31 protein-coding genes are annotated in these 25,808 nt (G+C 43.2%); 2 read left to right on the top strand and 29 right to left on the bottom strand.

Annotated features, from left to right (window positions below; genetic code table 11):
- Positions 1–157 precede the first annotated feature (157 nt).
- The 8 genes from NSQ55_RS21310 to NSQ55_RS21345 all read right to left on the bottom strand — a co-directional run bounded on the left by NSQ55_RS21310 (position 158) and on the right by NSQ55_RS21345 (position 5,097).
- Positions 158–379: a hypothetical protein gene (locus NSQ55_RS21310; protein ID WP_339168988.1), complete on the bottom strand. Its 222-nt coding sequence runs from the start codon at positions 377–379 to the stop codon at positions 158–160.
- Between the two features lie 56 nt (positions 380–435).
- On the bottom strand, positions 436–1,062 hold the full coding sequence (locus NSQ55_RS21315) for a hypothetical protein (protein ID WP_339168990.1): 627 nt from the start codon (positions 1,060–1,062) through the stop codon (positions 436–438).
- A gap of 212 nt (positions 1,063–1,274) precedes the next feature.
- Entirely contained in the window at positions 1,275–1,595 is a 321-nt protein-coding gene (locus tag NSQ55_RS21320) for a hypothetical protein (RefSeq protein ID WP_339168992.1), read from the bottom strand.
- Between the two features lie 17 nt (positions 1,596–1,612).
- Positions 1,613–1,897 (bottom strand): hypothetical protein, encoded by a 285-nt coding sequence (locus NSQ55_RS21325; protein WP_339168994.1) that lies wholly within the window; start codon positions 1,895–1,897, stop codon positions 1,613–1,615.
- Between the two features lie 227 nt (positions 1,898–2,124).
- The gene (locus NSQ55_RS21330) at positions 2,125–2,592 is read right to left on the bottom strand and encodes a hypothetical protein (protein ID WP_339168996.1); all 468 of its coding nucleotides are present in this window, start codon (positions 2,590–2,592) and stop codon (positions 2,125–2,127) included.
- Between the two features lie 855 nt (positions 2,593–3,447).
- Positions 3,448–4,116 carry a hypothetical protein gene (locus NSQ55_RS21335; protein ID WP_339168997.1) on the bottom strand — a complete coding sequence of 223 codons (669 nt, stop codon included), beginning with the start codon at positions 4,114–4,116 and terminating at the stop codon, positions 3,448–3,450.
- 100 nt (positions 4,117–4,216) lie between these two features.
- Complete coding sequence (locus tag NSQ55_RS21340) at positions 4,217–4,462, bottom strand: hypothetical protein (RefSeq protein ID WP_339168998.1); 246 nt, start codon at positions 4,460–4,462, stop codon at positions 4,217–4,219.
- A gap of 14 nt (positions 4,463–4,476) precedes the next feature.
- Positions 4,477–5,097: a hypothetical protein gene (locus tag NSQ55_RS21345; RefSeq protein ID WP_339168999.1), complete on the bottom strand. Its 621-nt coding sequence runs from the start codon at positions 5,095–5,097 to the stop codon at positions 4,477–4,479.
- A gap of 435 nt (positions 5,098–5,532) precedes the next feature.
- Here NSQ55_RS21345 and NSQ55_RS21350 point away from each other — a divergent pair, with 435 nt between their 5' ends.
- Together NSQ55_RS21350 and NSQ55_RS21355 are read left to right on the top strand one after the other, a co-directional pair.
- A complete protein-coding gene (locus tag NSQ55_RS21350; protein ID WP_339169000.1) occupies positions 5,533–5,703 on the top strand; it encodes a hypothetical protein in 171 nt (56 codons plus the stop codon).
- A 9-nt stretch (positions 5,704–5,712) separates the two neighbouring features.
- Complete coding sequence (locus NSQ55_RS21355; RefSeq protein WP_339169002.1) at positions 5,713–6,015, top strand: hypothetical protein; 303 nt, start codon at positions 5,713–5,715, stop codon at positions 6,013–6,015.
- A 279-nt stretch (positions 6,016–6,294) separates the two neighbouring features.
- Here the strand turns inward: NSQ55_RS21355 and NSQ55_RS21360 are convergent, their stop codons facing one another.
- The 21 genes from NSQ55_RS21360 to spoIIIAF all read right to left on the bottom strand — a co-directional run bounded on the left by NSQ55_RS21360 (position 6,295) and on the right by spoIIIAF (position 25,798).
- Positions 6,295–7,269, bottom strand: coding sequence for a tyrosine-type recombinase/integrase (locus tag NSQ55_RS21360; protein ID WP_339169004.1), 975 nt, complete (start codon positions 7,267–7,269; stop codon positions 6,295–6,297).
- A 182-nt stretch (positions 7,270–7,451) separates the two neighbouring features.
- Positions 7,452–8,267, bottom strand: coding sequence for a sporulation transcription factor Spo0A (gene spo0A, locus NSQ55_RS21365; protein WP_036682806.1), 816 nt, complete (start codon positions 8,265–8,267; stop codon positions 7,452–7,454).
- 198 nt (positions 8,268–8,465) lie between these two features.
- Positions 8,466–9,602, bottom strand: a complete 1,137-nt coding sequence (spoIVB, locus tag NSQ55_RS21370) for a SpoIVB peptidase (protein ID WP_076278396.1) — start codon at positions 9,600–9,602, stop codon at positions 8,466–8,468.
- A 114-nt stretch (positions 9,603–9,716) separates the two neighbouring features.
- Positions 9,717–11,444 (bottom strand): DNA repair protein RecN, encoded by a 1,728-nt coding sequence (gene recN, locus NSQ55_RS21375; RefSeq protein WP_038572526.1) that lies wholly within the window; start codon positions 11,442–11,444, stop codon positions 9,717–9,719.
- 46 nt (positions 11,445–11,490) lie between these two features.
- Complete coding sequence (argR, locus tag NSQ55_RS21380; RefSeq protein ID WP_036682813.1) at positions 11,491–11,940, bottom strand: transcriptional regulator ArgR; 450 nt, start codon at positions 11,938–11,940, stop codon at positions 11,491–11,493.
- Between the two features lie 31 nt (positions 11,941–11,971).
- Complete coding sequence (locus NSQ55_RS21385) at positions 11,972–12,445, bottom strand: hypothetical protein (protein WP_232061423.1); 474 nt, start codon at positions 12,443–12,445, stop codon at positions 11,972–11,974.
- Between the two features lie 331 nt (positions 12,446–12,776).
- Positions 12,777–13,679, bottom strand: a complete 903-nt coding sequence (locus tag NSQ55_RS21390) for a TlyA family RNA methyltransferase (RefSeq protein ID WP_076129653.1) — start codon at positions 13,677–13,679, stop codon at positions 12,777–12,779.
- 45 nt (positions 13,680–13,724) lie between these two features.
- Positions 13,725–15,629 (bottom strand): 1-deoxy-D-xylulose-5-phosphate synthase, encoded by a 1,905-nt coding sequence (gene dxs / locus NSQ55_RS21395; RefSeq protein ID WP_036682816.1) that lies wholly within the window; start codon positions 15,627–15,629, stop codon positions 13,725–13,727.
- Between the two features lie 99 nt (positions 15,630–15,728).
- Positions 15,729–16,676 carry a polyprenyl synthetase family protein gene (locus tag NSQ55_RS21400; RefSeq protein WP_076303986.1) on the bottom strand — a complete coding sequence of 316 codons (948 nt, stop codon included), beginning with the start codon at positions 16,674–16,676 and terminating at the stop codon, positions 15,729–15,731.
- Entirely contained in the window at positions 16,663–16,920 is a 258-nt protein-coding gene (gene xseB, locus NSQ55_RS21405; RefSeq protein WP_036682818.1) for an exodeoxyribonuclease VII small subunit, read from the bottom strand. The genes NSQ55_RS21400 and xseB overlap by 14 nt, the downstream gene beginning before the upstream one ends.
- Complete coding sequence (xseA, locus tag NSQ55_RS21410; protein WP_076129650.1) at positions 16,898–18,277, bottom strand: exodeoxyribonuclease VII large subunit; 1,380 nt, start codon at positions 18,275–18,277, stop codon at positions 16,898–16,900. Before xseA ends, xseB begins: the two co-directional genes overlap by 23 nt.
- Before the next feature lie 11 nt (positions 18,278–18,288).
- Positions 18,289–19,146: a bifunctional methylenetetrahydrofolate dehydrogenase/methenyltetrahydrofolate cyclohydrolase FolD gene (gene folD / locus NSQ55_RS21415; protein ID WP_036682821.1), complete on the bottom strand. Its 858-nt coding sequence runs from the start codon at positions 19,144–19,146 to the stop codon at positions 18,289–18,291.
- A 42-nt stretch (positions 19,147–19,188) separates the two neighbouring features.
- Positions 19,189–19,641, bottom strand: coding sequence for a transcription antitermination factor NusB (nusB, locus tag NSQ55_RS21420; RefSeq protein ID WP_036682824.1), 453 nt, complete (start codon positions 19,639–19,641; stop codon positions 19,189–19,191).
- 257 nt (positions 19,642–19,898) lie between these two features.
- Positions 19,899–20,132, bottom strand: coding sequence for a DUF2273 domain-containing protein (locus tag NSQ55_RS21425; RefSeq protein WP_036682825.1), 234 nt, complete (start codon positions 20,130–20,132; stop codon positions 19,899–19,901).
- Between the two features lie 15 nt (positions 20,133–20,147).
- On the bottom strand, positions 20,148–20,687 hold the full coding sequence (gene amaP, locus NSQ55_RS21430) for an alkaline shock response membrane anchor protein AmaP (RefSeq protein WP_036682827.1): 540 nt from the start codon (positions 20,685–20,687) through the stop codon (positions 20,148–20,150).
- A gap of 74 nt (positions 20,688–20,761) precedes the next feature.
- A complete protein-coding gene (locus tag NSQ55_RS21435) occupies positions 20,762–21,178 on the bottom strand; it encodes an Asp23/Gls24 family envelope stress response protein (protein ID WP_076129649.1) in 417 nt (138 codons plus the stop codon).
- Positions 21,179–21,293: 115 nt separating this feature from the next.
- A complete protein-coding gene (gene accC / locus NSQ55_RS21440) occupies positions 21,294–22,637 on the bottom strand; it encodes an acetyl-CoA carboxylase biotin carboxylase subunit (protein WP_036682831.1) in 1,344 nt (447 codons plus the stop codon).
- A gap of 54 nt (positions 22,638–22,691) precedes the next feature.
- Entirely contained in the window at positions 22,692–23,201 is a 510-nt protein-coding gene (accB, locus tag NSQ55_RS21445) for an acetyl-CoA carboxylase biotin carboxyl carrier protein (protein WP_076098642.1), read from the bottom strand.
- Positions 23,202–23,348: 147 nt separating this feature from the next.
- Positions 23,349–24,266, bottom strand: coding sequence for a SpoIIIAH-like family protein (locus NSQ55_RS21450; RefSeq protein ID WP_076278399.1), 918 nt, complete (start codon positions 24,264–24,266; stop codon positions 23,349–23,351).
- A 67-nt stretch (positions 24,267–24,333) separates the two neighbouring features.
- The gene (gene spoIIIAG, locus NSQ55_RS21455) at positions 24,334–24,978 is read right to left on the bottom strand and encodes a stage III sporulation protein AG (protein ID WP_175617305.1); all 645 of its coding nucleotides are present in this window, start codon (positions 24,976–24,978) and stop codon (positions 24,334–24,336) included.
- A gap of 43 nt (positions 24,979–25,021) precedes the next feature.
- The gene (spoIIIAF, locus tag NSQ55_RS21460; protein WP_339169013.1) at positions 25,022–25,798 is read right to left on the bottom strand and encodes a stage III sporulation protein AF; all 777 of its coding nucleotides are present in this window, start codon (positions 25,796–25,798) and stop codon (positions 25,022–25,024) included.
- Positions 25,799–25,808: the final 10 nt, after the last annotated feature.

The following is a 25,808-nucleotide window of genomic DNA, read 5'->3' on the forward strand; positions in this document are numbered from 1 at the left end:
GAGCTGAAATAATATGATACGATTAAGAAAGAAAAGATTCACGCATTCTTAATATTGTCCAACGTTAGACAAATGATCGGTAGTTCAATATGTGAAGACATAAGAAAAAGCCTAGACGTTGATCTAGGCTTAGTTTTTTTGAAGTACACTATTAATGTTAAAGCACACTATCCTTAGTATAGGTATAATCCATTTTATCCGCATAGTTCTTAATTGCATTCTGTAGAATATCTTTAGAAGAAAATGCCCGTACATCTCTTCCAGAAGCTTGAGCTTTAACCAATAACTCATTATGAAAATCATCGTTTGAGATGTTCACAATTACATTGAATAGTTTCTCATCATTATCTACAATAAACAAATTGAATGGTTTCGACATATAATTATCTCCCCTATACTCAATTTTGTTTTAATTCACTAACCCAATCATTGTTATTATAGATTATCAATCATCACTCCATATTGATCTTCATGATCTGGAAACCGATGAATAATATCCAACTTATTCGAATCCTTTGTCATGATAAACCTATGAATTTCTCCACCTATACCAACTCGATCTAAACAAGCATCGTCTTCACTCTTTTGCAACGTAATTAGTCTGATAAATGCTCCATCTAATCCATGCAATTCTGCTTCCTCGAAGAAGTCAAAATCAACTTGTGGCTTTTGTGCTGTACAATATTTATATTCCTCAGCAACAAAGTTATTGGTACTACGGTAAACAAAACCTCTAAATGCCTCTAACTTATGTGAATATCCAAATTGATAAATCGTACTTGTTAATTCTTTAGGATTTTGAGCATTCAAATTCACCAGAACATCAGGGGTAAGTGTATTCAAATAATCAATATCATAAGCAATAACCGATTTATGAATTGCTTTATTCCAATCTAGAATTAAATCTAGATTTCCAGTTCCACACATTACACTTCTTAAATGCGGGAGTGGGAATATTTTTGATGCAAATTTAAAAGGCGTTCTATCTGCTACAGTTATGGACAATGTATCCATTGCAATAACAACTGTTTGAGTATCAAATAAAAAATTAATAGCAGTCATGTTATCCTCCTACTACTCTTCTTCCTCACGCTAAGTGCGTTGAACATAGATTTTTTGTGATAACAAATCTTTTTTTAGCATTGTTTCGTTAAAACCGCTCCTATCAAAAAGTAATCTCTTAATATTCTTTTGAAAAGTTGCATCATCTACAAATTACTAAGAAAACTCTGAATGTCCTTAATATCGTCATGAACTGACAATTAAAATCCCTATTAGTTGTGTTCGCGTTCCAATTGTTGCTCTCTGTACTCGTCATACATCATATCTGCATAATGCTCTGCCATTTCATCCGCATATTCTGGGTCAACTGTCTCAAATCTAGCGATAATTAATAAATCTAAAATATTATCAATGTAAATTCCAAAGAAGTTAACAGCTTGCTCATACAGTCCCTTCAAGTCTCTTGTTGTCTCGTTTACTTCTGCTTCTGATAACTCAAGTTCGTAATGCATAAGTTTGTTTCTGGTTACATTAAACTTATCAATCCCCGCAATAAATATTTCAGGTATTTGTATGTCACACAATAATTCCAATCGTTTGACACTCTCATTTACGTTACAGTTTTAAGTTCACTACTAACTTCAAACACGTTGGATTTACCCTGAATCAACATCTGTTTCTTTGCATTCATATATTTTCCTATATCACTAAAAATCAAGTATTCATTCTTCTGTTTAAGTATTAACTTAAATAGGATTTCAATAGCATGATTTAATGATAAGATTGCATCCTTGATGTTGTGCTCTACGCCTTCTATTAATAATGAAATTTTGTCAATGCTATTGTATGCTGATTTTAAAGAATCCACACCATTCTCAAGTAAACCATATTTCATTTTTGCTACCTTTCTAAAGCAAAGTAAATTAATCTATTGCTTACCAAATATCCTTTTCAACGTTTCTAGTGACTCTTCCCTATAGTGAGTGGCTAATACAGCACAATTCAGTGCAGTAGATGCACCAAGTATTGTAGTGGCTATACTACTACCGAAGAATATGAGATTTAGAATTAACATTATGATGGAACCAGCAGCTACAGAGAATGATATGAGGAACAGGTTATTCATTTAATAGGGGCAACTTTATTTATAAAACTCTCAAGTTCATCTAAGGCTTTACGAGTGCTATAGATTATTGATCTGACATCTCTGGCACATTCTTTTCTATCAAAATAATGTATGTTAGGTATAGATAATTTTGGTGCAGTATAATGATACATTATTTGATAATCTTCGCCCACATATTCATTTTCTTCTTGATCATTATCAATCGCACTTCTTACTTTATTGACATACTCAAATAAATTCCAAAACGGCTCTTTTTCTGACCATCTAACAGCTACCGCCTTCCTCCCTCCATCATATGCACGTATAATAAAGAGTTTCGCATTATCCTCTTTGTAGTCCTCAGAATGATCATTAATAATCTCATTTTCAGATAGATTATTAGGGTGTAATACATACTCTTTAGGATTAGTACCTAACACTTCTACCTCACAAAACATATCGGCTATTGTTGTATCATCAAACATACTCATCACTCGCTATCTATTTATTATATAGATTCTAAATCTACTTACTGTGCCTACTTATGTAGCGCAGTAATATTTTACCACAGAAAATAGTGCGTTAGCATCTAATATTTGGTTCCATTGGCTTAACGATAACATTGTTCAAATTATGGTCAACCACCAAGTTTCCAGTCATGTCATAGGCAACAAGTCACCATCAGTTTGACGGGTACTCACTCTCGTTCGATATTTATCGGATGAGTATCCTAATAAACATCAATTTTTAGAAGGATTTGCTTATAGTATTCTTATGACTTTATAGCTGTATGAATACTGCAGTGTAGTTGTTAAGATGTTAAATGGATTATTGGGATTGCTTAGTAATAGTTAACGAGAATAGATAAATATAAGGTACATGTATCTGTTGTGCGCAGATGTACATGTACCTTTAGATTGCTTCCGAGACGTCCTTAAGTTCCTCCCACTATAATTTATTACTAGTCCGTATGCTTTACCCAATACCAAAAAAATACTCTATGTACAGCAACGAACAGCTAAATCATATGTAATTCAATTAATCTGAAGCTGAGATTCGATAAAAAATTAAGAATAAGAATCAACCTTGTTTCAGCGCTTTTGAACTTAACCTTCTGACCATATCTTTTAATCCTTTTAGCGTAGCGATTCAATTTCAAACAATAGGCGTTAGCCAATTGTAAATACTGAATCTAAACATCTAAACATCTAAAGATCTACTAACTACTAACTACGGTCAAGTTTGAGCGTCCCAATTTTGACTAGGTAGTATCCCATTCTTTACTAGGTTACGTCCCAAATATCACTAGGTTGCGCCCCATTCTTTACCTCTATGATTTTTCACAATTTATCGATGTTTTCAAACTCAATGAAATAGTGATTATTGAACCGTTTATGTATCAATTTATCGTTATCATCGTATTCATAGTTTGTTCCCCATTTGTGTTGTGTCACAGAAATCAACTTCTTCTTTTCAAGTTCACTATGTAACTCGATAATTGTTGGCTTACTCATATGTAATTCATTTTTCATTCTGGTATCAATTCCAGCGTAGCAAAACAGTTTTGCTTTGTTTTTTACGTTTATGTAGGACTTGAGATAATACAAGAACCTGACTTCTTTAGGGTTTAACTTTCCATCTTTCAACGCATACAATAATTTTATAGGCATAGATGAAAAGTACTCCCCATCCCTCCTATTCTCACTATCAAAGTTCTCCTTATTGATTGTGAGTAGTACTGGCTTATTAGGTGTTCTTTTCCCAACTTCATTCAAGAGATAATTCTGTGCGAATAAATTATGAAGAGACTTTTTCAACATTTTGTCAGATAATCCAGTCCATCGTTTCATATCGTCTGAGCTAACTTCGAGTATATATTTGTTGTTAAGCTTCCATATCATATATTTTAAATATAGGATGAGTACAAAATCATTTGCTGTAATATTGGGATTTCTGACTGTTGTGTGGGTAAGAATGTTTAGAGTTTGCTCGTTTTTCGTTACTGGCATTTAACCTCTCCTTTATTTGTAGCTCGGTTAAGCCTAGTTTTAATATTGCAGGGACACGAATGCCCCTGCGGATATGTGTTTATAGGATTAAGCTATGTACTTATATCTGAGTCTTCTTGAATGCCTGGGATAGCCTTTCTTCGTCCGATTGTTCACTATATTCAATCTTATATAGAAGATCGTTAAGCATTTCCTTTAACTTAACTATGTTTGTGTTAAGATATCCATCTTGCCCATACTTTGTTATTTCATATATTCTTCCTTTTTCTAAGTCATCCAACTTGTCTTTGATCTTACGAAGTTCAAATCTGTAGGTTTTAGTTACGTCCAACTTCTTTTCTGACATTTTACATCTCCCATTTAAATGATTTTATATTTCCTTAAAAATCCACCAAACTCTTCATACATTTCCTTTTTTGAAGCATTAAAGTGTGGATCAGAACCAAATCCCCACTCATCATTATTGATCTGAAAGTAATGGAATAACATTTTCACCAGCTCTATTTGTTGATTTTCCCCATTTTCCAATAAGTTAATAAATCTCTCTATTAAATTATTTTCACTAAAAAAACCACCTCCATTATCATCGATTACTCGCTCATATCTCTCTAATAAGAGCTGTCTTTCATATTCATCCCGTATATGTCCAATAATGCCTTCATGTTGACTTACTACATGTGTTCTTGTGTACTCATAGCCATTATCATCTGTATCGGGTATTTCAACTACTTCAACCTCATCCGTTTCAGTAAAAAATATTTCTTGTATTAACAACTGCTCGGATTTTTGAAGAGTTTTACCAAATAATTCTCGTGGTATTTTGGGAAAAATAAGCGTTAATTGATCCAACCTTTTTGGCGGAATATTACGTTTTTCTCTGAGCCAAGCATTAATATTTTGCGGTGAAGTTTCCATCTTGATAGCCAGTTCTTTAAATTCTACTCCGTAAGTTTCACACACAAATTGCAAACCTATAGCCAAACCAAATCACCCTTTTGTTTTATTCAATAAAACTTTCCTGCAATCAATATAACATGCTCATTCTGATTGAGCAAGCATTTTGTTTTATTCAATACAACAAAAAAATCATCAACATTTATTAGATTTACAGTATACTACAATATGACCGAAATACAGATAACAGTTTGTCAATACATCCGTTTGCTTCAGGAGTAATTTTTTCACATCGCTCACAATCAAGTTCTGGAATATTCTCTATTACATGTACCTTTCCATTTTCTTCATGATTCATAATGTAGAGCGTTTGATTTATGTGAATTGATCCAAATTCAGGGCAAATTGATAACATTGGTTTAGTCTGGTTTGACATACTGTTTCCTTAATAAGGATTAAAGCATCTCACTCCCTCCACCCGTCGAATTCCCACTATAGGCCAAACAAGGAGGGGAATCTACAATGAACGACAAATTAAAAGGCTTGCTCGTTGGTTTAACTATCGGCTCACTATTAACGGGAGAAACCGCTTTTGCTGCAAATGGAGTAAATATTAATGTAGTTGCTAAGAAACTCAGCATTTTTGTTGATGGAACTAAAAAGACCACCACTGATGGATTTATCTACAAGTGAACTACTTATGTGCCTGTGAAAAGTATTGGTACAGCTATTGGTAACCAAGTGGGATTGTATGGTGATGTATTATACATAGGTAAGCAACCAGCAATTAAAATAACGGAAGCGCAGGCCATCCAAATGGTACGGGATAAGTATGTCATAAAGATTTACTCTAATCTTGTTATAGAAGTAGATCATAATGAAGGAAATAATTACGTAGTCCACGTATATGAAGTTGTTATGGATGATGAAACGACGGGTCATACCGCAACTTATGGATGGTACTATGTAGATAAATCAACTGGAAAACTTGAATCAATGTTTTAAGGTGGCTGTTGCCATCTTTTTTTGTTCTTCAGTTATTCATTGCGTATGAATGTTGAAACCCTGTTTTATTTCATCTCTTGTTTCTTTTTGGGTTCCATTAGGCATTTAGATACTATGCAAATTCAATAATCATCCACGTACTTAATCTAAATTATGTCCTTACACTAGTTCAAGGGTTTCTTTGCTGTTCATAGACTATGAATCCTTATGTTAGTGATCGATTGAATGCTAAAAAAAAGCTAATCCAAAATATCAGGATTAGCAATTCAATTTATTATTTTATATATCCATATTGGTCAGAGGACTATGCAATTGATATTTCTTCCCGACTTCCTCATCAGAGAAATCAAGATAAGCCTTTTGAGTGACTTCGACAGAAGAATGTCCCAAGATTCTAGAGAGCGTGAACCAGTCCCCACCATTCAAAATATAATATTTTGCAAAGTTGTTTCTAAGTTGGTGTGGATGGATATCAACATTAACTTTCTTACCAGCTTCTCGTAACGCTTTTTCATAATTTCGAATGTCTAATTGAGTTCCTCTTGTGGTAGGAAACACATAATCACTTTCTGAGTATCGATCATGATACTTCAACCAATTCTTTAATTCTAAACTAAGTTTTGGCGAGAAATACACATATCGCTGCTGCTTATTTTTAGGATTCATGATTAAAATACTTTTATGTTTAAAGTCAATATTCTCAGGTTCAACCGATAAACACTCACCTATGCGCATTCCTGTATCTAATAATGTTTTCGTTATAACAGAGTTACGATAATCGTGGAAGCGTGAGATTTCGAATTGTCCTAAAACACGTTTTATATCATCTGTAGATAATGTTTTTTTAGCTTTGCGGAGTATCTTAGGATTTTCAATCTTCTCACATGGGTTCTTGACAATATCATGTTCTACGCTGTGAAGCCAATTAAAGAACACTTTAATATTACGTACATAATTAGCTACTGTAACCGTAGAAACCTGCTTTTTGTAGTCTGTACGATTCTGAGGAAAATTACTCATAGTTGAATCCATGTCACTAACAACCGAATATTTACCACGTTCTTGAATGTATTTAATGTAATTCCTAATGTGTCCCGATTGTACATTTTGAACATCAGTAATTTGAAATTGTTTTTCTAGATAAACACCAAGTAATTTTAAAGTCTGTTCATAGCTCCTCATAGTTTTTTTAGCTAAGTTACGCGAAGAGCAATAGAGCATAAAATTATCAATCTGAAATTCAAAATCAGTCATAAAAAAATCATTCCTCCATTGGGTTATTTCCGCACCCAATAAAGGAATGAATTTATACGTTACCCAAGAAAGTATTTATTGGTCTAAAACAGCCCAAAAAGATATTTATAGGCAAAATTGTTTTAGCTAAATATCATTACCAGCAACTCACACCCCCTTACTCCTCACTGCCCCTAACCCTTTCAAGAAACCTTATGCTCAATCCGCAGCTTGTCCGCTACCATGGCAATAAATTCCGAGTTAGTAGGCTTAGATTTGGAGATATTAATGGTGTAGCCGAATAAATGGCTAATGGAGTCAATGTTGCCACGGGTCCAAGCGACTTCAATCGCATGGCGGATCGCGCGTTCTACGCGTGAAGGCGTGGTTTTGAACTTCTCAGCGATTGCTGGGTAGAGTGTCTTCGTAATCGCACCAAGGATCTCGATATTGTTATATACCATGGTAATCGCTTCACGCAGGTACTGATAGCCCTTGATATGCGCTGGGACACCGATTTCATGGATGATCGAGGTAATGTTAGCGTCGAGGTTCTTGCCCTTAGAGAGCGGCACTACATTCGATCTGGACGTCGACGAATAATTGTACATGTTGGAGGAGGAGCTCATGCTGCCTTGAGAGCCGACAAGCTGACGTACACGATTTGCCAGGACCTCCATATCGAACGGTTTCAAAATATAATAGGATGCACCAAGCTGTACAGCTCTTTGAGTGATGTTCTCCTGACCAAAAGCAGTCAGCATGATGATCTTCGGTTGAGGATTCAGATCCATATCACGTAGACGTTCCAATACACCTAGGCCGTCTAAATGCGGCATGATGATATCAAGAATAAGAACATCGGGAATTTTACGCGCTTCGCTAAGCATTTGAAGCACTTCTTCACCATTATAGGCGATACCCGTTACGGTCATATCTTCTTGCTCAGAAATGTACTCGGAAAGCAAATTCGTAAATTCCCTGTTATCATCGGCCAACAACACTTCAATATTCTGCACTGGCTGCTTCCTCCTTAATTATATCTGCTATTCGAAAATAACATTTTTTTCTTGTCTCTTACGTTTTCGACATGGAGATCGAATTCCCTTCTGTCGAAAATTATTTTTCTTTATTTTTTTTCTGCGTTGGATTATAATTAAATATTTTATCTCAATGTTCGAGGTTCTTCGTAATCGTTCGACAAAAAAATCTTAAGGCTAAACCGCCTTAAGATTTAATGAATACCTATTCTCCTGTTTGGTCACACCTGAATCTTGAAGCATCCATTCGATGAAGCACCCATAACCGGACTTAGGATCATTTACAAATACATGAGTTACGGCTCCGATGAGACGGCCATCCTGTACGATAGGACTTCCGCTCATGCCTTGAACGATACCGCCTGTCTTATCGATAAGACGTGGATCGGTGATCCGCAGCACCATTCCTTTAGTGGCTGGCGTTTGCTGATGTGCTACATGAATGATCTCAACCTTAAACCGCTCCACCTGCTGTCCATCAACTACAGTTAGGATCTCAGCAGGACCTTCCTTGACTTGATCGCTCATCGCCACGGGGATAGGTTCTTTGTAAAGACTGTGCTCGGGATTGGAGCTCATTTTACCGAAGATGCCGAAGTCAGTATTGCTCTCCACATTTCCAAGCACTTGGCTTTCTTTCAAAAAATGCGCTCGTTTCTCGCCCGGATCGCCATCCTGGCTTTTGGATATGGAGGTGACACTGGACTGAACGATATGACCACTGCCTACAACAATTGGAGTACCGGTATTCATGTCTGTAATCACATGTCCCAAAGCTCCATATACACCTTGCTCGGGAGCATAAAAAGTTAATGTGCCGACACCCGCTGCTGAATCACGAATGTACAGGCCTAACCGCCACACTTTGTCATGAATGTCATACGCGGGCTTTAGCTTAGCTGTATGCTCTTTACCTCCGCGTTTGAAGACAATGGTCAAGGGGTTATTCGCTTTACCAGCACGATCCACCAGCTTGGCCACCTTGGACAACTCATCCAATTTCTCACCATTCATGGAGATCATCAGATCACCCGGCACTAAACCGCTGACCTCTCCTGGGGAAAGCTTAGATTTCTCGGATACTTCAATCAGATGATGACCAACAACCAAAACACCTGCTGATTTCACTTTCACACCGATCGTTTGACCTCCCGGGATCACCTTAAGCTCGGAATGAATTCCTTGTGCAGTCACCTTGGCTGGTTCACCTTGCAGTGGTGCAGCAGAACTTAGATTTGTTCCCGTTATGCCCGATAAACTAAGAAAGAAGGCAAATAAAAGGCCTGGCATTAACTTCCTGAGGTTAGGCTTCAATGGCTGTCACGCTCCCTTTTGCTTCTTTCGCTTGACGAAAAAGGTGGTCGCCAATTGCGTACCTATAAGATAACCTTGCCCCCAGGCTTTTATTACTGTCAATCATTGCTCCGCTTAGCTTGTTGCAGCCTTACTTGCCTCGGCCAGATTAAGCATTTCCTGCGAGTGGTGCAATGTTTTTTCGGTAATTTCTACGCCACCCAGCATCCGGGCCAGCTCCATTACACGTCCATCGTTCGTTAAAGATTCCACTTCAGTCATGGTTCTTCCATCCTCAACCTTTTTGCGGATTAAGTACTGATGGTCAGCCATACAAGCCACCTGCGGCAAGTGAGTAATGGAGAACACCTGACAGGTAGAGGACAGCTTAAACAGCTTATCTGCGATGGACTGAGCAGCCCGACCACTCACACCGGTATCCACTTCGTCAAAAATCAGAACTGGAATTGCATCATGGCGCGCAAAAATACTTTTCATTGCCAGCATAATACGCGACAGCTCACCACCAGAGGCGATTTTGCCAAGCGGTCTCAGGGGTTCGCCCGGGTTAGGGGATATCATAAATTCTGCGCTGTCTATCCCTTGTCTTGTGAGGCGAATACGCCGACCATTGTATTCCACTCCACGCGGGTCCTCCAGCGTGTCTAATTTGACCTGCAACGAGGTTCTTTCCATTTGAAGGTCTTTAAGCTCGCCCTCCACTTGGGTGGCCAGATCAGCAGCACAAAGCTTTCGTGCTTCACTTAATTCCGTAGCTGCTTCCATTAATACAGACAGCAACGAATCGCGCTTCGCCGTCAGTTTCTCCAGATATTCATCTTTATTCTCAAGCAAATCAGTTTCCCGGTGAATTTGTTCATAATAAGCCAAAATCTGTTCTACACTCTCTCCATATTTACGTCGGAGTCCAGTAATCAAATCCAGACGATTCTCAATTTCTTCAAGTCGCATCGGATTGAACTCGATATTTTCCCGGTAATCACGAAGCTGAAAAGCAGCATCCTCTAGCTGGTAATATGAGGACTGCAGCTGTTCGAGCACTGTTCGCAGACCCTTCTCATCGTAACGAACTGCATCCTCAAGTCTGGAAATGACATTACCGATCGATTCCAAGCCTTGTCTGTCGTAAAGCAGCTCATATGCACCCGATACGGAATCCATCATTTTCTCACTGTGGGATAGTTTGACCCGTTCTTCGGTAAGTAATTCATCTTCTCCCGGTTTTAATCCGGCGGATGAAATTTCTTCAAGCTGAAAACGATATAAGTCAAGCATTTGGTATGCCTTCTGGCTGGATTCCTGCAGCTCTCGCAGCTCTTTCTCCACCTTCGCGAAGGCAGAATACCTTTCCTGAAAAACTGCCTTTAGCGGACCAATAATCGGTTCTCCGTATGTATCCAGCAGTCCCAGATGCCGTTCCGCCTTAAGCAAGTTCTGGTGCTCATGCTGGCCGTGTATATTAACCAGCTGCTCGCCGATCTCGCGAAGCATGGTAAGATTGACCATCTGCCCATTTACACGTGATGTACTTTTACCTTGAGAGGTAAGCTCGCGTCGTATAATAAGATGCTCCTCGCGCTGGGCCTCAATGCCAAGACGCTCCAAAGTCTCCCAAACGGGATGACCGCTGGGAAGACTGAAGAGCGCCTCCATCTCCGCTTTTTCACAACCATAACGAATGGAATCCGCAGAACCGCGGCCTCCAACAATCAATCCAAGCGCATCAATAATAATGGATTTACCTGCCCCGGTCTCCCCCGTAAGCACGTGGAAGCCAGGATAAAAATGCACATCTACCGCCTCAACGACGGCAAGATTGCGTATAGACAAGGTTTCTAACACTAATAGAGCACCTCCGAGAAGATGACAGGCATCTGATTAATTATAATTAAGAAATATAACCCATGATTTGTGAAATTACAGTCTTGCTGTCCTCAGGTAAACGGCAAATAATAAGGATTGTATCATCACCAGAAAGGGTTCCCATAATTTGCGGCCAGTCAATATTATCAATTAAAGCAGCGACAGAGTTAGCCGTACCTGGTAAACATTTCATCACCACAAGATTAGCCGAGGAATCGATCTGCACAAAATTATCCACAAGAACGCGCTTAAGTTTCTGAATAGGATTGTATCGTTGATCCGTTGGAAGTGAATATTTATATCTTCCATCATCCATGGGTACCTTGATGAGCAACAGCTCTTTTATATCTCGAGATACTGTGGCTTGGGTAACTTGAAAACCTGATTCACGCAAGGCTTCCACAAGCTCGTCCTGTGTCTCGATATCCTTTTGTGTAATAATTTCACGTATCTTAATATGTCGTTGTCCCTTCATTGTTGCCTCCTGGTATATAAAAAATATGGACTCAGTTTGATTCTCCGTCGTCTTTGCCAAGCTTAATGACATGGATCGATGCTGTTGCTACATTAACATATAGAACGCCGCTGCATTCCGGATAGATCAGCAGGTAGGGAAGCAAGGTATCACGTAAGCCGCTGCCAGTGAAATCCAAAGGCTTGCGTGGTCTGGAAAGGATAACTAAATATAAAGATCCTTCCTCTTTTGTCGCCACATAATCTATAAATAACCGGCTATACATCTGCGCCCCATTTACGTTGAAAGACAAGGGGATTTTTAATTTCCCTCCAACGACCTCATATCCTTCATCCTCAAGTATATCAATAGAGGGATGTGGAATAATCACTTTATTGAACGGAATTTGATCCTTCATAAAAGAACGCGGAGAACTCTGCAGCCATACATATATCCGATATATTATAAAAATCGATAATGCTACCCCAATAAACGCCATAACGACCTTGTCAGAGCTACCCGCCACTATCAATCACCTCGGTGATTTATTCGCGTGAAGCCCTGGTAAATCCTGCTTCTAAGCTGTCTTTTTATAAGCTTTCCGCATAATTGATATTATTCGCTAATTCAGCAATTTACAATTACAACGAGCACAGTAAATCCAAAAAAAGATTCAAAATATAAAGACCCGGATTTTATACCGGGTCTTTATTTTAATAAATTCAATCCCTTTGAGCAAATCTGCTCCCTCAATCTTAACAGATGAAGAGGAATTTTCAAGGTTGAACTCTTCAGACTTCCCACTCAAAAAAAACACCCCGCTGACCATTTGAGGTTGACGGGGTGTTCATAAAGCTCTAACGGCGCGCGGAGTTTCCATGAGTAGAACTCACATTAAAAGTACCCGTAGCCTGCTTAATCACTTCATCAGCAAGGGATGGAAAGTCCTCCACTGGAATGACTGCTGCAACAGCAGCTGCCGGCTGTACGGATGATTCTTCGCCTTCCGCCACTTCTGGCGTCAGTCTCCAATGAGCAAGAAACTCAATATTGCCTTCCCCGCCTGTAATTGGCGAAAAAGTCAATCCATGGAGACCGAATCCTAACTCTGCAGCCATAGTCAGTACATTAATCAAAACCTCTTTATGGACAGCGGAATCACGAATCACACCTGATTTTCCAACCTTCTCACGTCCAGCCTCAAATTGCGGCTTGATGAGTGCAGCGATATCTGCTGGACGTTGCAGCAAGGCTTTGAGGGGTGGGAGAATTATTTTTAAGGATATAAAAGATACATCAATACTGGCAAAGTCCGGAACAGGACCCTGCAAATCTGTAGGTGTCATATACCGGAAGTTCGTACGCTCCATAACGCTCACTCGCTCATCATTCCGCAGTGACCAATCCAGCTGGTTATAGCCAACATCAATGGCGTACACATGGCTAACACCATTCTGAAGCGCACAATCTGTGAAGCCGCCAGTGGAAGCACCAATGTCCAGCATGTTCCGACCGGTAAGATCAATATTAAATTGGCGAAGAGCCTTCTCCAGCTTTAGGCCTCCACGACTGACATACGGATGCACAGAGCCTTTAACCTTAAGGGTAGACTCCCGCGAGACCTTCATGCCAGCTTTTTCAATACGTTCCTCATCCGCGAGCACCAACCCTGCCATAATAGCAGCTTTAGCTTTCTCCCGGCTTTCATAAAAACCTTGCTCCACAAGCAGTACATCAATCCGTTCTTTACGGTGTTCCATGGTCATCTCCCGATCGTTCAAGGGTTACTAATTTCCGGCTTCCACTTAGGAAGACGAAGTCGTTTTGTAATTATAAGCACTTAGAGCCATCATGGACTTGATACGTGCACATAACGCTTCTACGGTAAGACCTGTTTGCTGACGTTGTTCTTTAATGGAGCCATGCTCCACGAAGATGTCGGGCACACCCATCAGATGTACACGAGCGTCATAAATTTCATGCTCCGCGTAGAACTCCAATACCGCACTGCCGAGACTTCCCGCTTGGCAAGCCTCTTCAATAACAACCATATTGGTTCCAGCATGAGCCAAATCCAGAAGCATGGAATTATCAAGCGGCTTCAGGAAACGCGCATTCACAACGCCCACCTGAATCCCTTCCCGCTTCAGCAAATCAGCGGCTTCTTCAGCCACTTGAACCATAGGACCACATGCCACTACAGCATATCCTTCTCCTGTACGCAGTCGTTCCCATGATCCTATAGGAAGGGTATGCAGTTCAGCGTCCATTGCCACACCTGTTCCGTTAATACGCGGATAGCGGTAAGCAATTGGACCGTCATTATATTCAAGTGCCGTCTTCATCATATGACGCAGCTCATTTTCGTCTTTTGGCATCATCATAACCATATTAGGGATATGGCGCATAAAAGCAACATCGTACACACCCTGATGAGTCTCACCATCCGCACCCACAAATCCAGCACGGTCAATGGCGAACATAACATTGGCGTTATGGCGGCAAATATCATGGACGATCTGATCATAGGCACGCTGCATGAAGGTAGAATACACGGCGTATACCGGCTTCATCCCTTCCATAGCCAAAGCTGCACACAAGGTTGCTGCATGCTGCTCTGCAATCCCCACGTCAATCATGCGATCCGGGAATTCCTTTGCAAAAGGAAACAAACCTGAACCGCCTGGCATCGCAGGGGTAACTGCAATCAGACGCGAATCTTCACGTCCCAGCTCAATCAGCGTACTGCCAAATACTTCGGTGTACATTGGAGGACCTACAGCTTTAAGTGCCTGACCTGACTCAATTTTGTAAGGCGAAATGGCATGCGATTTATAAAAATCAGTCTCAGCCGGTTTGTAGCCCTTGCCTTTGGTCGTCAGCACATGCACAAGCACAGGACCCGCCACGTTATCTGCTTGATGGAAGGTGTCGATCATTTTCTCCAGATCATGTCCATCCACTGGCCCAAGATACGTAAAGCCAAGCTCTTCAAACAATACTCCAGGAACCATCATATATTTAAGACTGTTTTTTAATTGTTCAGCGGTTTTCGCTAATCGTCCACCGATGGCTGGAATCTTCTTAAGCAGCCCTTCAACCTCGTCTTTGGCACGCAAATAATGACGGTCCGAACGAATTTTGCTTAAATAATTGTGCATCGCCCCTACATTCGGAGCAATCGACATTTCATTATCGTTCAAAATGACCATCAGCTTGCGCTTCTCATGACCAATGTGGTTAAGCGCTTCAAAAGCCATCCCGCCGGTAAGCGCACCGTCACCAATCACGGCAATCACCTTGTTGTCTTCGCCTTTTAGATCACGAGCCATAGCCATCCCCATAGCTGCCGACAAAGAGGTGCTGCTATGTCCAGCCTCCCATACATCATGTTCGCTTTCAGAGCGCTTAACAAAGCCGCACAATCCCTGATATTTGCGCAGGGTATCAAAGCGATCTTGACGGCCGGTCAGTATTTTGTGGACATAGGCTTGGTGGCCAACGTCGTAGATCATTTTGTCACGAGGACTGTTGTAGCAATAATGTAAGGCCAGCGTGAGCTCCACCACCCCCAGATTAGAACCGAGGTGCCCGCCGGTTGCTGTAAGCTTCTCAATCAGAAATCGTCGAATCTCCTCTGCAAGAGTAGTTAATTCTTCGACTGACAGTGATTTCAGTTGTTGTGGATCATTTATTTGTGGAAGCAGCACGAATAGTTCCCCGCTTTCCTAGATGTTGTAAAATATATAAAAACCATTATAACACAAACGAAACGGCTGTCGAAATACAGCCGCTTCGAAAGTTCATACTTAGTGATCACGTGCCATTAAATAATCTGCAATTTCCAGCAGGCGCTGGTTGTCGTAAAAACCGCCATTCAGCACAGCATTTCGGGCTGCTTCTGTAAGCTTCTTCACCTCAGCACGAGATTCCTCCAACCCAATAAAATAAGGGTAGGTTACCTTCTGCTGCTTGATATCGCTGCCTGTTTTTTTGCCAAGCTTGCCTTCATCACCAACCAAATCAAGAATATCATCCTGAATTTGAAAAGCTAGTCCGATGCTTGTACCAAAATCACGCAGAGCTTCAAGCTGCTTCTCTGTTGCCCCTGCGATACGTCCGCCGGCTAACAGCGAAAAGATAATTAAATCTCCGGTTTTATGCAGATGAATATACTTCAACTGCGCAAGATCTGTTAGTCCTTGCTCGCCTTCCATATCTGCAATCTGACCGCCGACCATGCCGCGTGGACCTGCCATTTCCGCCAGATCCTCTACTATGGATAAAACATTTTCAGCAGGAATGCCAAATTTACGCGAGGCTTGTACCACACTGTAAAAAGCATGGGTCAAAAGCGCATCACCCGCAAGAATAGCCGATGCTTCACCAAAGACTTTATGATTCGTCAGCTTGCCGCGCCGATAATCATCATTATCCATGGCAGGCAGATCATCATGAATCAACGAGTAGGTATGTACCATCTCAATCGCAGCTGCAACAGGCAAGGCTGCTTCACGGCTGCCTCCTAGTGATTCACAAGCAGCGATCACAAGCAACGGCCGGAGGCGTTTGCCCCCTGCCATTAGCGAATACTTCATCGCTTGCTGTAAATTTTCTGGAACCGTCCACGCTGCGGGAAGAATAGTCTCAAGCTCATGTGAGAGCAAATCACTTATCGATGCGATGTAATCCTCCAGCGGCTGCCGCATGCTTTCACTTGCGGAGCTTCCCTCCAGATCATTCTCAAAGCGATTCATCGGCGTCCCCTTCCAGACGTGCACCAAACGGCTTTTTGCGCAGTTCTCCGTCCTCTTGGGTAATCATTTCGATCTTACGCTCTACTTGTTCCAGCTTGCTGCCGCAAAGCTGCGACAGCTTCATGCCCTGCTGAAATAAATCGATGGCCTTCTCCAGAGGAACGTCGCCGTGTTCAAGCTCACGAACGATTTCCTCCAGTCGGTCCATAGCGCCTTCAAAATCAAGTTCCGCTTCCTTCGTCATCGTCTTTGCCATCCTCCTTCATCCCCCATACTTGGCAGTTCAGCTGTCCGTCATTCATCTTTATCACCACAAGATCGCCAAGCTGCACTTCGGTCAGCGATTTGATTAAATGTTCTTCCGCCTCGTCATACACTAAGCTGTAGCCTCGTGACATTACTTTAAGCGGGCTAAGCGCATCCAAATGGCGGATCTCCGCCACATAGCGAGATCGCTTCTCCTGCAAACGAGCCTGCATAGCGCCCATTAACTCACGGCGCAGACTGTCTGTGAGCTGACGTGCTGCAGCAACACTGTCGCGCGGATGGAACCGCTGCAGACTGTGATGCAGCACCGCCTTGCGCTCGCGGGAACGGCTGAGCCGTGCATCCGCCGAGCGCTGGAGCCGCTCACGCAGCATGTCCAGCCGCTGCGTGTGCTGAATCAGCGTGCGGCGCGGGCCTGCCAGCGCCAGCGAGCGTTGCAGCACCGAGTGGCGCTCGCGTCCACGCTGGGCGCGTTGTTGCAGCGCCTGGCGCAGCCGCTGCTGCAGCTGGCGAAGCTGCGCAGCTAGCTCGCCGGCATGAGGCACGGCCAGCTCAGCGGCCGCTGTGGGCGTAGCCGCGCGGAGGTCGGCGGCGAAATCGGCAATCGTGAAATCGGTCTCGTGGCCGACGGCCGAGATGACCGGAATCCTTGATGCCGATATCGCTCGCGCGACTTCCTCCTCGTTGAACGCCCACAGCTCCTCCAGCGAACCGCCGCCGCGGCCGACGATAAGCACGTCGGCTTCACCCATGGCGTTCAGCGCACCAATCGCCTTCACTATCGAAGGCGCAGCGCCTTTGCCTTGCACCAGTACGGGATAGATTACAATAGCTACCTGCGGAAACCGCCGCTGAAGCGTAATTACAATATCTCGTACAGCTGCTCCTGTTGGGGAAGTAATCACACCAATACACTTCGGGAACCGCGGCAACGAACGCTTGCGAGCTTCTGCAAAAAGGCCTTCTTTTTCAAGCTTGCTCTTCAGCTGCTCATAGGCCAGATATAAACTGCCAATCCCATCAGGCTGCATATGTGTGGCGTAGAACTGATATTGCCCATCCCGTTCATAGACGGTCACATTACCTCTGGCAATTACCCGAGCGCCTTCTTTCGGAATAAAGGGCAGCCGCTGGTTATGAGAAGCGAACATAATCGCTTTAATGCGGCTGCTCTCGTCCTTAAGTGTGAAATACATATGCCCGCTGCCATGATGTGTAAAGTTGGAAATCTCTCCGCGAATCCACACATCCGAAAGTAAATTATCCGAGTCTAGCTTCATGCGGATATAACGGTTGAGTTCTTTGATCGAATAAACCTGCCGCTCTGCCGCCATGAATCTTACCCCTATTCCAGGCCGTGACGGCGTTTAGCCGCAATCAGCGTGTTGCTCATCAGCATTGTAATAGTCATCGGACCAACCCCGCCTGGAACAGGCGTGATGTATCCGGCAACTTCTTTTGCACTTTCATAATCAACGTCACCTGCGAGTTTACCGTTATCCAGACGGTTCATGCCCACATCGATGACAACAGCACCCGGCTTCACATAGGAAGCATCAATGAAATTAGCTCGTCCGATCGCTACAACCAAAATATCCGCTTGACGGCTAATCTCTTGCATATTAGCTGTACGGGAATGGCACATAGTTACGGTAGCATTTTCGCGTTGCAACAAGAGGGAAACTGGCTTTCCTACAATATTGCTACGACCAATTACAACGGCATGTTTACCTGCCATACCTGTTCCTGTACGTTTGATCAGTTCGATTACTCCTGCAGGAGTACATGGAAGAAGACTGTCGGCACCGATGACCAGGTTGCCTACATTGACAGGGTGAAAGCCGTCTACATCCTTTTCCACAGAGATTGCATCAATAACAGCCTTCTCCTCGATATGCTTAGGCAATGGGAGTTGAACCAGAATTCCGTCGATATCATCGCGTCCGTTTAGCTCTGCTACCAGTGCCAGAAGTTCTTCTTGAGAAGTGGATTCATCCAATTTATGCACTTCCGAATGGAATCCTAAGCTGATACAAGATTTCTCCTTATTGCGAACATAAACCTGAGATCCCGGGTCTTCACCTACTAGAATAACAGCCAAACCGGGCTTTACGCCGCGTTTCGCCAGTTCAGCAACCTCTTGGGCAATGCTAATACGAATTTCCTCGGATACTTGTTTACCACTGATGATTGCTGCTGTCATGTTAGTCTCTCCCCTTTTATATACTTTACTATGGTTTATAAATTAAGAATGGTCAGCTTTAATAGTATCTATCTCTTGGATCATCTTGCCGAGTACTCCGTTAACAAACTTCCCGGAATCATCCGTTCCAAAATGCTTGGCCAAATCGATCGCTTCATTCACCGCAACCTTCGCAGGCACATCATTGGCGAACACCATTTCATACGCTGCTAAACGTAGAATCTGACGATCCACACGTGACAGACGGCTCATTTGCCAGCCCTTCAGGTAATGTTCAAGTATATCGTCGATCGCTACCTTGTGCTCCCATACCCCATTCACATGCTCTACCACATAGTGTTTAAGCTGAATCTCGTCCGTGATTACACGTTCGGTTTCATTCTCTTCTGAAGCTTCCTCGAGCAGCATTTCTACGGCTTCCGCGCTTTCCACATCGTTCATTTCCATCTGATACAGGCTTTGGACAATAATCTCTCTAGCTATACGTCTTTTCATGTGTTCCTCCTAAAATCTTATATCGCATTAAAATATTCACTTGTACTGCAACAACGTCTACGACCCAAATATCGCTTCACACTTATTCATTCTTTCCCTAATCCTGTGAGGATTATTGCACAAAGCGAAGATACCTTCAGAGGAAGCTCGCAAATATACCTATCCCTTGTCGCAAAAAAACCGCAAAGCCTTTCTTCCGGGGGCAACGGACAACACAAACTTACGGTTTCCTGCTCCGGGAAAAAGACTATCGCGGTTCACTTAAAGGGACGCCAGCGTCCGGATAATCGCGAAACCAACTCCTGCCATTGAAACAGGGGCGCTTGCGCGGTATCCTTTCTTTTGCCGAGCGTATATCCGATGAACACTACCAGTGCAAAGAACAGCATATCCCAAAAACCGCAAATTAAATAAATCAAACCCAGACCAATGCCGAAAGTCACTCCGGCGATTCTACCCCCGTGACTTTCCCATACTTCTTTCCAAGACATAAGGGAAACTCACCTCTATTCCACTCGACTTTTGAAGCTTGGAGACTGCGTGAGGTTAGCAATATATACAGACACATCAGCAACCGGAATGCCGGTTGTCTCCTGCACAAAATCATGCACCTGACGTTGTACTTCTGTCGTAAGCAGCGGTAATGAATGCTCACCGTCCACTACTGCACGAATTGTAATTTCAAGGCCAGCCTGCGAGACACGAATACGTGACTTGAGATCTCTGATTCCCTTCACTTTACCGGCAGCCTTAAGACTCAGATTCTCAATAGTTTCCATTGAAATCTGGATATCCCCATACTCTGTACGCTGATCGACCGAAGGCAATGAAGCGCGATCACGGCGCAGAGAGATGTAGAAAAATCGGATGCTCAGAAGGAACAAGACAACTGCTACTATTATTGCTGTAATATAAGCTGCTGGTCCATTCTCAATCTCCAAAGTTCTAGGAATCGCACCGCTTAAGAGGAGGATGGCAATAACAGATAGTATTCCGATACTTAAGCTGTAGACAAACAGCAAAAGTCTGTCCAAAATTTTTGCCACGAGTCTCATAACCTCCTTAAATTAGAGTAAACCCTCGACTTTGCTGTCGGGGGTTTATGGAAGAACGATGACTGCTATTTCACACGAAGAATCGTTTCTGTTTCTTCGTTCTTGTCTACAGTGTTGTTGTTCTTGAATTGCACATCATGAATATGCACATTCACTTCCACAACAGTCAGACCAGTCATAGTCTCGATGGAGCGCTTAACATTACGTTGAATTTCAGCAGCCACTTCAGGAAGGCGATTGCCATATTCAATAATTACAGAAACATCCACCGCAGCTTCACGTTGTCCAACCTCTACTTTAACTCCTTTGGACAGATTCTTACGTCCAAGAAGTTCAACAATACCACCGGCGAATCCGCCGCTCATACCTGCTACACCTTTAACCTCAACGGTCGCCAGACCTGCAATAACCTCGATTACTTCAGGAGCAATCTGGATTTCACCGATTTCCGTCCGTTCGTATTCTGTCGGCAATGTACTCATTTTAGACTTCACACCTTTCAAGAAAGATTGTTCATGATTTCAAGCGTAAAGCACGTCTCTTATTAAACATACTATATCATTTGACGAACTTTATGACAAACAAACCGAAGTCGTCCTAAATTTCATACTCTTCAAGAAACTTAATGTCAAAGTTACCATCCAAAAATACAGGATGCTCCAACAGTTTCTGATGGAAAGGAATGGTGGTATGAATGCCTTCCACGGCGAATTCAGCCAAGGCGCGCTTCATCTTAGCAATCGCTTCCTGACGTGTAGGAGCCCATACAATCAGTTTTGCAATCATAGAATCATAGAAAGGGGAAATCGTATATCCTGGGTACGCCGCACTATCCACACGAACGCCAAGGCCTCCTGGTGGCAAATAAAAGCCGATTTTTCCTGGTGAAGGCATGAAATTACGCTCAGGATCTTCAGCATTTATACGGCATTCAATGGACCAGCCATTAATCACGATATCTTCCTGAGTGAATGACAGCGGATTGCCTTCTGCTACAGAGATCATTTCCTTAATCAAATCCACACCTGTAACCATTTCTGTTACTGGATGTTCAACCTGAATACGAGTATTCATCTCCATGAAGTAGAACTGTCCGTCCGGTCCAAGCAGGAATTCAAGTGTTCCGGCTCCCGAATAATTCACGGCAAGTGCTGCTCGAACTGCTGCATTACCCATCGCTTCCCGAATTTCCGGTGTGAGCACTGAACAAGGTGCCTCTTCAATCAGCTTTTGGCGACGACGCTGCACGGAGCAGTCCCGTTCACCTAAATGCACTACATTGCCATGTTTATCTGCAATAATCTGAATCTCCACATGCTTCATGCCTGTTAGGAATTTCTCCAGATATACACCAGCGTTACCAAACGCCTTTTGTGCTTCCTGTTGTGCAGCAGTAATCTGCTTCACCAAAGATTCCTCGTCCTCAGCAATCCGTATTCCCTTACCTCCGCCACCTGCAGTAGCCTTAACGATGATCGGGTAACCAATATCGCGGCCCAGCATGACAGCTTCCTCTACATCGCCTACAAGACCATCTGAGCCCGGGATAATCGGAACTCCAGCCAGTTTCATGGTTTCCTTCGCCACAGCCTTGTCACCCATACGGTTTATGGCATCTGGAGAAGGTCCTATGAAGATAATATTGCAAGATTCACAAATCTCTGCAAAATCCGCATTTTCAGCTAAAAATCCATAGCCAGGATGGATGGCATCACATTCCGTTAAGGTGGCTACACTCATAATATTTGTAAAGTTCAGATAGCTGTCCTTGGCCGGCATCGGACCGATGCAGTAAGCTTCATCAGCCAACCGGACATGCAGTGAATCCCGGTCGGGTTCTGAATAGACCGCGACGGTGGAAATGCCCAGTTCACGGCAGGCCCTAATAATGCGGACCGCGATTTCGCCGCGGTTGGCAATCAACACTTTTTGAATGTTCATGCGTTTCCTCCCAAAGTTTTGCGAAGCTTCCGCTCCTTAAGTAGTCTGCGGTATTTATTCCGGTTTAACCAAGAATAGTGGTTGACCGTATTCTACAAGCTGACCGTTCTCAGCAAGCACAGACACGATTTCACCTTTGATCTCCGCTTCCAGCTCATTCATCAGTTTCATCGCCTCAATAATGCAAACCGTTGATTTTTCACTTACACGGTCTCCAACATTAACAAACGAAGGCGTTTCCGGAGAAGCGGCACTATAAAAGGTCCCCACCATTGGAGACACAATTTTATGTAGTTTGCCTTCTGCAGCTGCTTGTGGCTGCTGCGCTGGAGGAACTTCACCTACTACCGGATAGGATACTTGCGGTACGCTCTGCGGCTGCGGGGCAGGCGTAAAGGGATAGGCAGCATAAGGAGTCGCCTGTACTGCTGTTCCATCAGCTTCAGGGCGATCCGGTTTGCGAATTGCAAGCTTCATTCCTTCGCTTTCGATCTCCAACTCATGTACAGAGGAGGTCTGGTCCAGCAATTTAATCAATTCCTTAATTTCGCTCAACTTGAACATATATCAGTTCACTCCTTCAGCTTTCTCTCGAAGCCACTTCTTAAGCGGACAAGATAACTTTATGTATTATATCACAATCGGTAAAAATGGAAAGAGCCCGGGGCAACCCGAGCTCTTTCGTCATTTTTCTTTTAATTTTACAGCTTATTATTGCTCAGAAACGTATTGTACACTAATTTTATCTTGAGATACACTCAGTTCCTTCATTACGAGATCCACGATGCTAACCGCTTGCTTTACATCCAGTTTGTCGCTGAGAACGACTACTTTGTAGCTGTCTCCAGCTTCTTCTTTTACAATCGCTTCTCCATATTTTTGTTGAAGCTGTTCTTCAATACCGGTAATTTTGGATTCTTTTTCTTCAAGATTAAGAAGTTGTTCTTGAGCGACTGCGTTATCAGCAGGTGTTTTATCCATGTCATTAATCAAAGCAAGCAAGTCTTGTTGGTTCTTAAGATTCTTTTGCTCACGTTCATAAAGGTAGTTAGTGAACATACTGCTCGCCGATACACTTTGAGAAGCTACTTCATCGAGAATTTCTTTGTCATTTTTGGCTGGAGTCTTGGTTGTTGTATTTGCGGCTGTATCTTTAGCAGATGTATCTGTTTTCGCGGCATCTTTAGCAGCAGTGTCGGTTGTTGCCTTCTCTGAGTCACTGCTATTTGCGGCAGCTTTACTGCTATCGTCCTTAGCAGCTGTAGTTGTACTTTCGTCCGTTTTAGCAGTAGTAGTGCTATCATCCGTTTTAGCGGTAGCAGCACTGTCATCCGTTTTGGCGGCAGTAGCGCTGTCGTCCGTAGTAGCGGCGCCAGTAGTGCTATCTACAACGCCTTCATCGGCAACAACATCGCCTTGACTAACAACTTCGTTCACAACAACACCTTTGTCACCAACCGTTGGCAACGCTGCACCTGCTGTGTCTTTCAGGGAATCAACCTGCATTGTGCCAGCCGTGTCTTTTGGAATCGAAGCACCTGAGTCTTCAGTGAATAAATAGTATGCAGAGAGGACCACCATCAAGCTGAGCATAGAAACCAACCATATCGTTTGTCTTTTGCCGTTCATTCCTAATTCCTCCTAAAATTTAATCTAGTGGCTGCTTCGGAAGCACTCACTTATTGACTTTCTCCTGCTATTCTTGTTTGCGTGGTACTACTGAAATGCGCTGGATTGGGACGTTCAAGCCTTTTTCTATAGCCTGCTCGACAAGTCCACGAACAACCTTGTTCTCTGCCCCTTTGGCAACTACCAGTACGCCGCGTACCTGAGGTTTGATCCGCTTCGTCACGATGGGTGTCTCGTCCCCTGATTGCGAGTAGGTTACGATTTCGCCATCCCTCGTATATTGTGTCGTATGACGTTTCCCCCCACTGGCATCCGTCTCTTCACTAAGCTGTTGGGAGTCATTCATATTACGCACCACGACAATTTCTTCTGTAGACTCCACTGTAACCATGATATCGACTGTACCGACGCCAACGATTTTCTCCAAAATTTCCTTCATCCGGTTCTCCATCGCTAGTTCGATGCTGTCGAACGAATTGGTCGTTGTGGTTGGATCACTCTGCACCAGCGCCGTTTGAGAGGACTGATTCACCGGCGGCTCACGCCCTGTATTCTCGTTATCAATCCTCTTCACATTGACGAAGGAATTGAATAGCATGATCGCTGCGCCCAGCAGACCCAGAATGATCAGCCAGCGAAAGGTATGGCTTCTCTTCGGACTGCCGGCCCCACCCCCAGCCCACTGCTCAAGCTTTTTCAGCCAATTGCTCACTCCCATCCCTCCTAAAAATTATAGTTTCTTAGAAACATCAAGCTCATGATTTGACGTTACTAGCCACGCTGCCATCCACCTGAATGACTTTGGGATCCAAATCCCACTTCAGTTCCAGCAGCTTTACAATGGACTCCATTTCACTCGAGGACGCGCTGTCTTCAGCTACAGTTCCGTTCACTGCTTTATTAGGTTCAGCTGATGATGTTGCTTCACTCTCTACGTTATCTGCCGGATTAGCGCCAATTTTAACTTCTACAGGTGCTACAGGAGAGATTGTAATGGGTGCTGTAGTCGCTGTGCTGGAAGCTCCGGAAGTACCAGGGGAGTTAGCCGTTGTCTGAGGCATAGAGACCCTTACATTGGAAATGACAGGAACGTCTTCGTTACCAGTGCCGCCAGACTTCCCCATGCCCAGCGTTACGGTGACATTAACCCCGCGTTTGCCGGTCTCACTGATAATCTGCTCTTTCATCTGACCCGCCACCTCTTCGGCAGCGAGCTGCAGACTCTGTTCCTGACGGCCTTGTGCAAGCTTTTGCCCATCTGCCAGAATCTGTTCCAAGGATGGGTCTCCCTTCCCTCCGCCAGTGAACAAACCGCCCTCTTTCTCTTGCTGTCCCATAGCGACACTCAGTTCGGAGATTGCATCACCCTTCAGGAGAGAGACGATAGGACTGAGCATCGTGAGCAGGATTAGGAGACTTAGCACCAATCTTGCATAACGCTCCATGGATTTGCTTGGGAGCAGCAATTCAACAAATGACGCCAACAGCACAACCAGGATGATCTCCCGCAGCCAACCGCCTAACCAGCTCATGGTTTCCCTC

It is taken from the genome of Paenibacillus sp. FSL H7-0943 (genome assembly GCF_037963265.1).
Taxonomy (GTDB): domain Bacteria; phylum Bacillota; class Bacilli; order Paenibacillales; family Paenibacillaceae; genus Paenibacillus_AQ; species Paenibacillus_AQ odorifer.

Excerpts from the sequence above, each read along its gene's own strand:
- NSQ55_RS21310 (WP_339168988.1), bottom strand. The coding sequence starts at position 379 with ATGTCGAAACCATTCAATTTGTTTATTGTAGATAATGATGAGAAACTA.
- NSQ55_RS21315 (WP_339168990.1), bottom strand. The coding sequence starts at position 1,062 with ATGACTGCTATTAATTTTTTATTTGATACTCAAACAGTTGTTATTGCA.
- NSQ55_RS21325 (WP_339168994.1), bottom strand. The coding sequence starts at position 1,897 with ATGAAATATGGTTTACTTGAGAATGGTGTGGATTCTTTAAAATCAGCA.
- NSQ55_RS21330 (WP_339168996.1), bottom strand. The coding sequence starts at position 2,592 with ATGTTTGATGATACAACAATAGCCGATATGTTTTGTGAGGTAGAAGTG.
- NSQ55_RS21335 (WP_339168997.1), bottom strand. The coding sequence starts at position 4,116 with ATGCCAGTAACGAAAAACGAGCAAACTCTAAACATTCTTACCCACACA.
- NSQ55_RS21340 (WP_339168998.1), bottom strand. The coding sequence starts at position 4,462 with ATGTCAGAAAAGAAGTTGGACGTAACTAAAACCTACAGATTTGAACTT.
- NSQ55_RS21350 (WP_339169000.1), top strand. The coding sequence starts at position 5,533 with ATGAACGACAAATTAAAAGGCTTGCTCGTTGGTTTAACTATCGGCTCA.
- NSQ55_RS21360 (WP_339169004.1), bottom strand. The coding sequence starts at position 7,269 with ATGACTGATTTTGAATTTCAGATTGATAATTTTATGCTCTATTGCTCT.
- argR (WP_036682813.1), bottom strand. The coding sequence starts at position 11,940 with ATGAAGGGACAACGACATATTAAGATACGTGAAATTATTACACAAAAG.
- NSQ55_RS21390 (WP_076129653.1), bottom strand. The coding sequence starts at position 13,679 with ATGGAACACCGTAAAGAACGGATTGATGTACTGCTTGTGGAGCAAGGT.
- NSQ55_RS21400 (WP_076303986.1), bottom strand. The coding sequence starts at position 16,676 with ATGAATCGCTTTGAGAATGATCTGGAGGGAAGCTCCGCAAGTGAAAGC.
- xseB (WP_036682818.1), bottom strand. The coding sequence starts at position 16,920 with ATGACGAAGGAAGCGGAACTTGATTTTGAAGGCGCTATGGACCGACTG.
- xseA (WP_076129650.1), bottom strand. The coding sequence starts at position 18,277 with ATGGCGGCAGAGCGGCAGGTTTATTCGATCAAAGAACTCAACCGTTAT.
- folD (WP_036682821.1), bottom strand. The coding sequence starts at position 19,146 with ATGACAGCAGCAATCATCAGTGGTAAACAAGTATCCGAGGAAATTCGT.
- nusB (WP_036682824.1), bottom strand. The coding sequence starts at position 19,641 with ATGAAAAGACGTATAGCTAGAGAGATTATTGTCCAAAGCCTGTATCAG.
- NSQ55_RS21425 (WP_036682825.1), bottom strand. The coding sequence starts at position 20,132 with ATGTCTTGGAAAGAAGTATGGGAAAGTCACGGGGGTAGAATCGCCGGA.
- NSQ55_RS21435 (WP_076129649.1), bottom strand. The coding sequence starts at position 21,178 with ATGAGTACATTGCCGACAGAATACGAACGGACGGAAATCGGTGAAATC.
- accC (WP_036682831.1), bottom strand. The coding sequence starts at position 22,637 with ATGAACATTCAAAAAGTGTTGATTGCCAACCGCGGCGAAATCGCGGTC.
- accB (WP_076098642.1), bottom strand. The coding sequence starts at position 23,201 with ATGTTCAAGTTGAGCGAAATTAAGGAATTGATTAAATTGCTGGACCAG.
- NSQ55_RS21450 (WP_076278399.1), bottom strand. The coding sequence starts at position 24,266 with ATGAACGGCAAAAGACAAACGATATGGTTGGTTTCTATGCTCAGCTTG.
- spoIIIAF (WP_339169013.1), bottom strand. The coding sequence starts at position 25,798 with ATGAGCTGGTTAGGCGGTTGGCTGCGGGAGATCATCCTGGTTGTGCTG.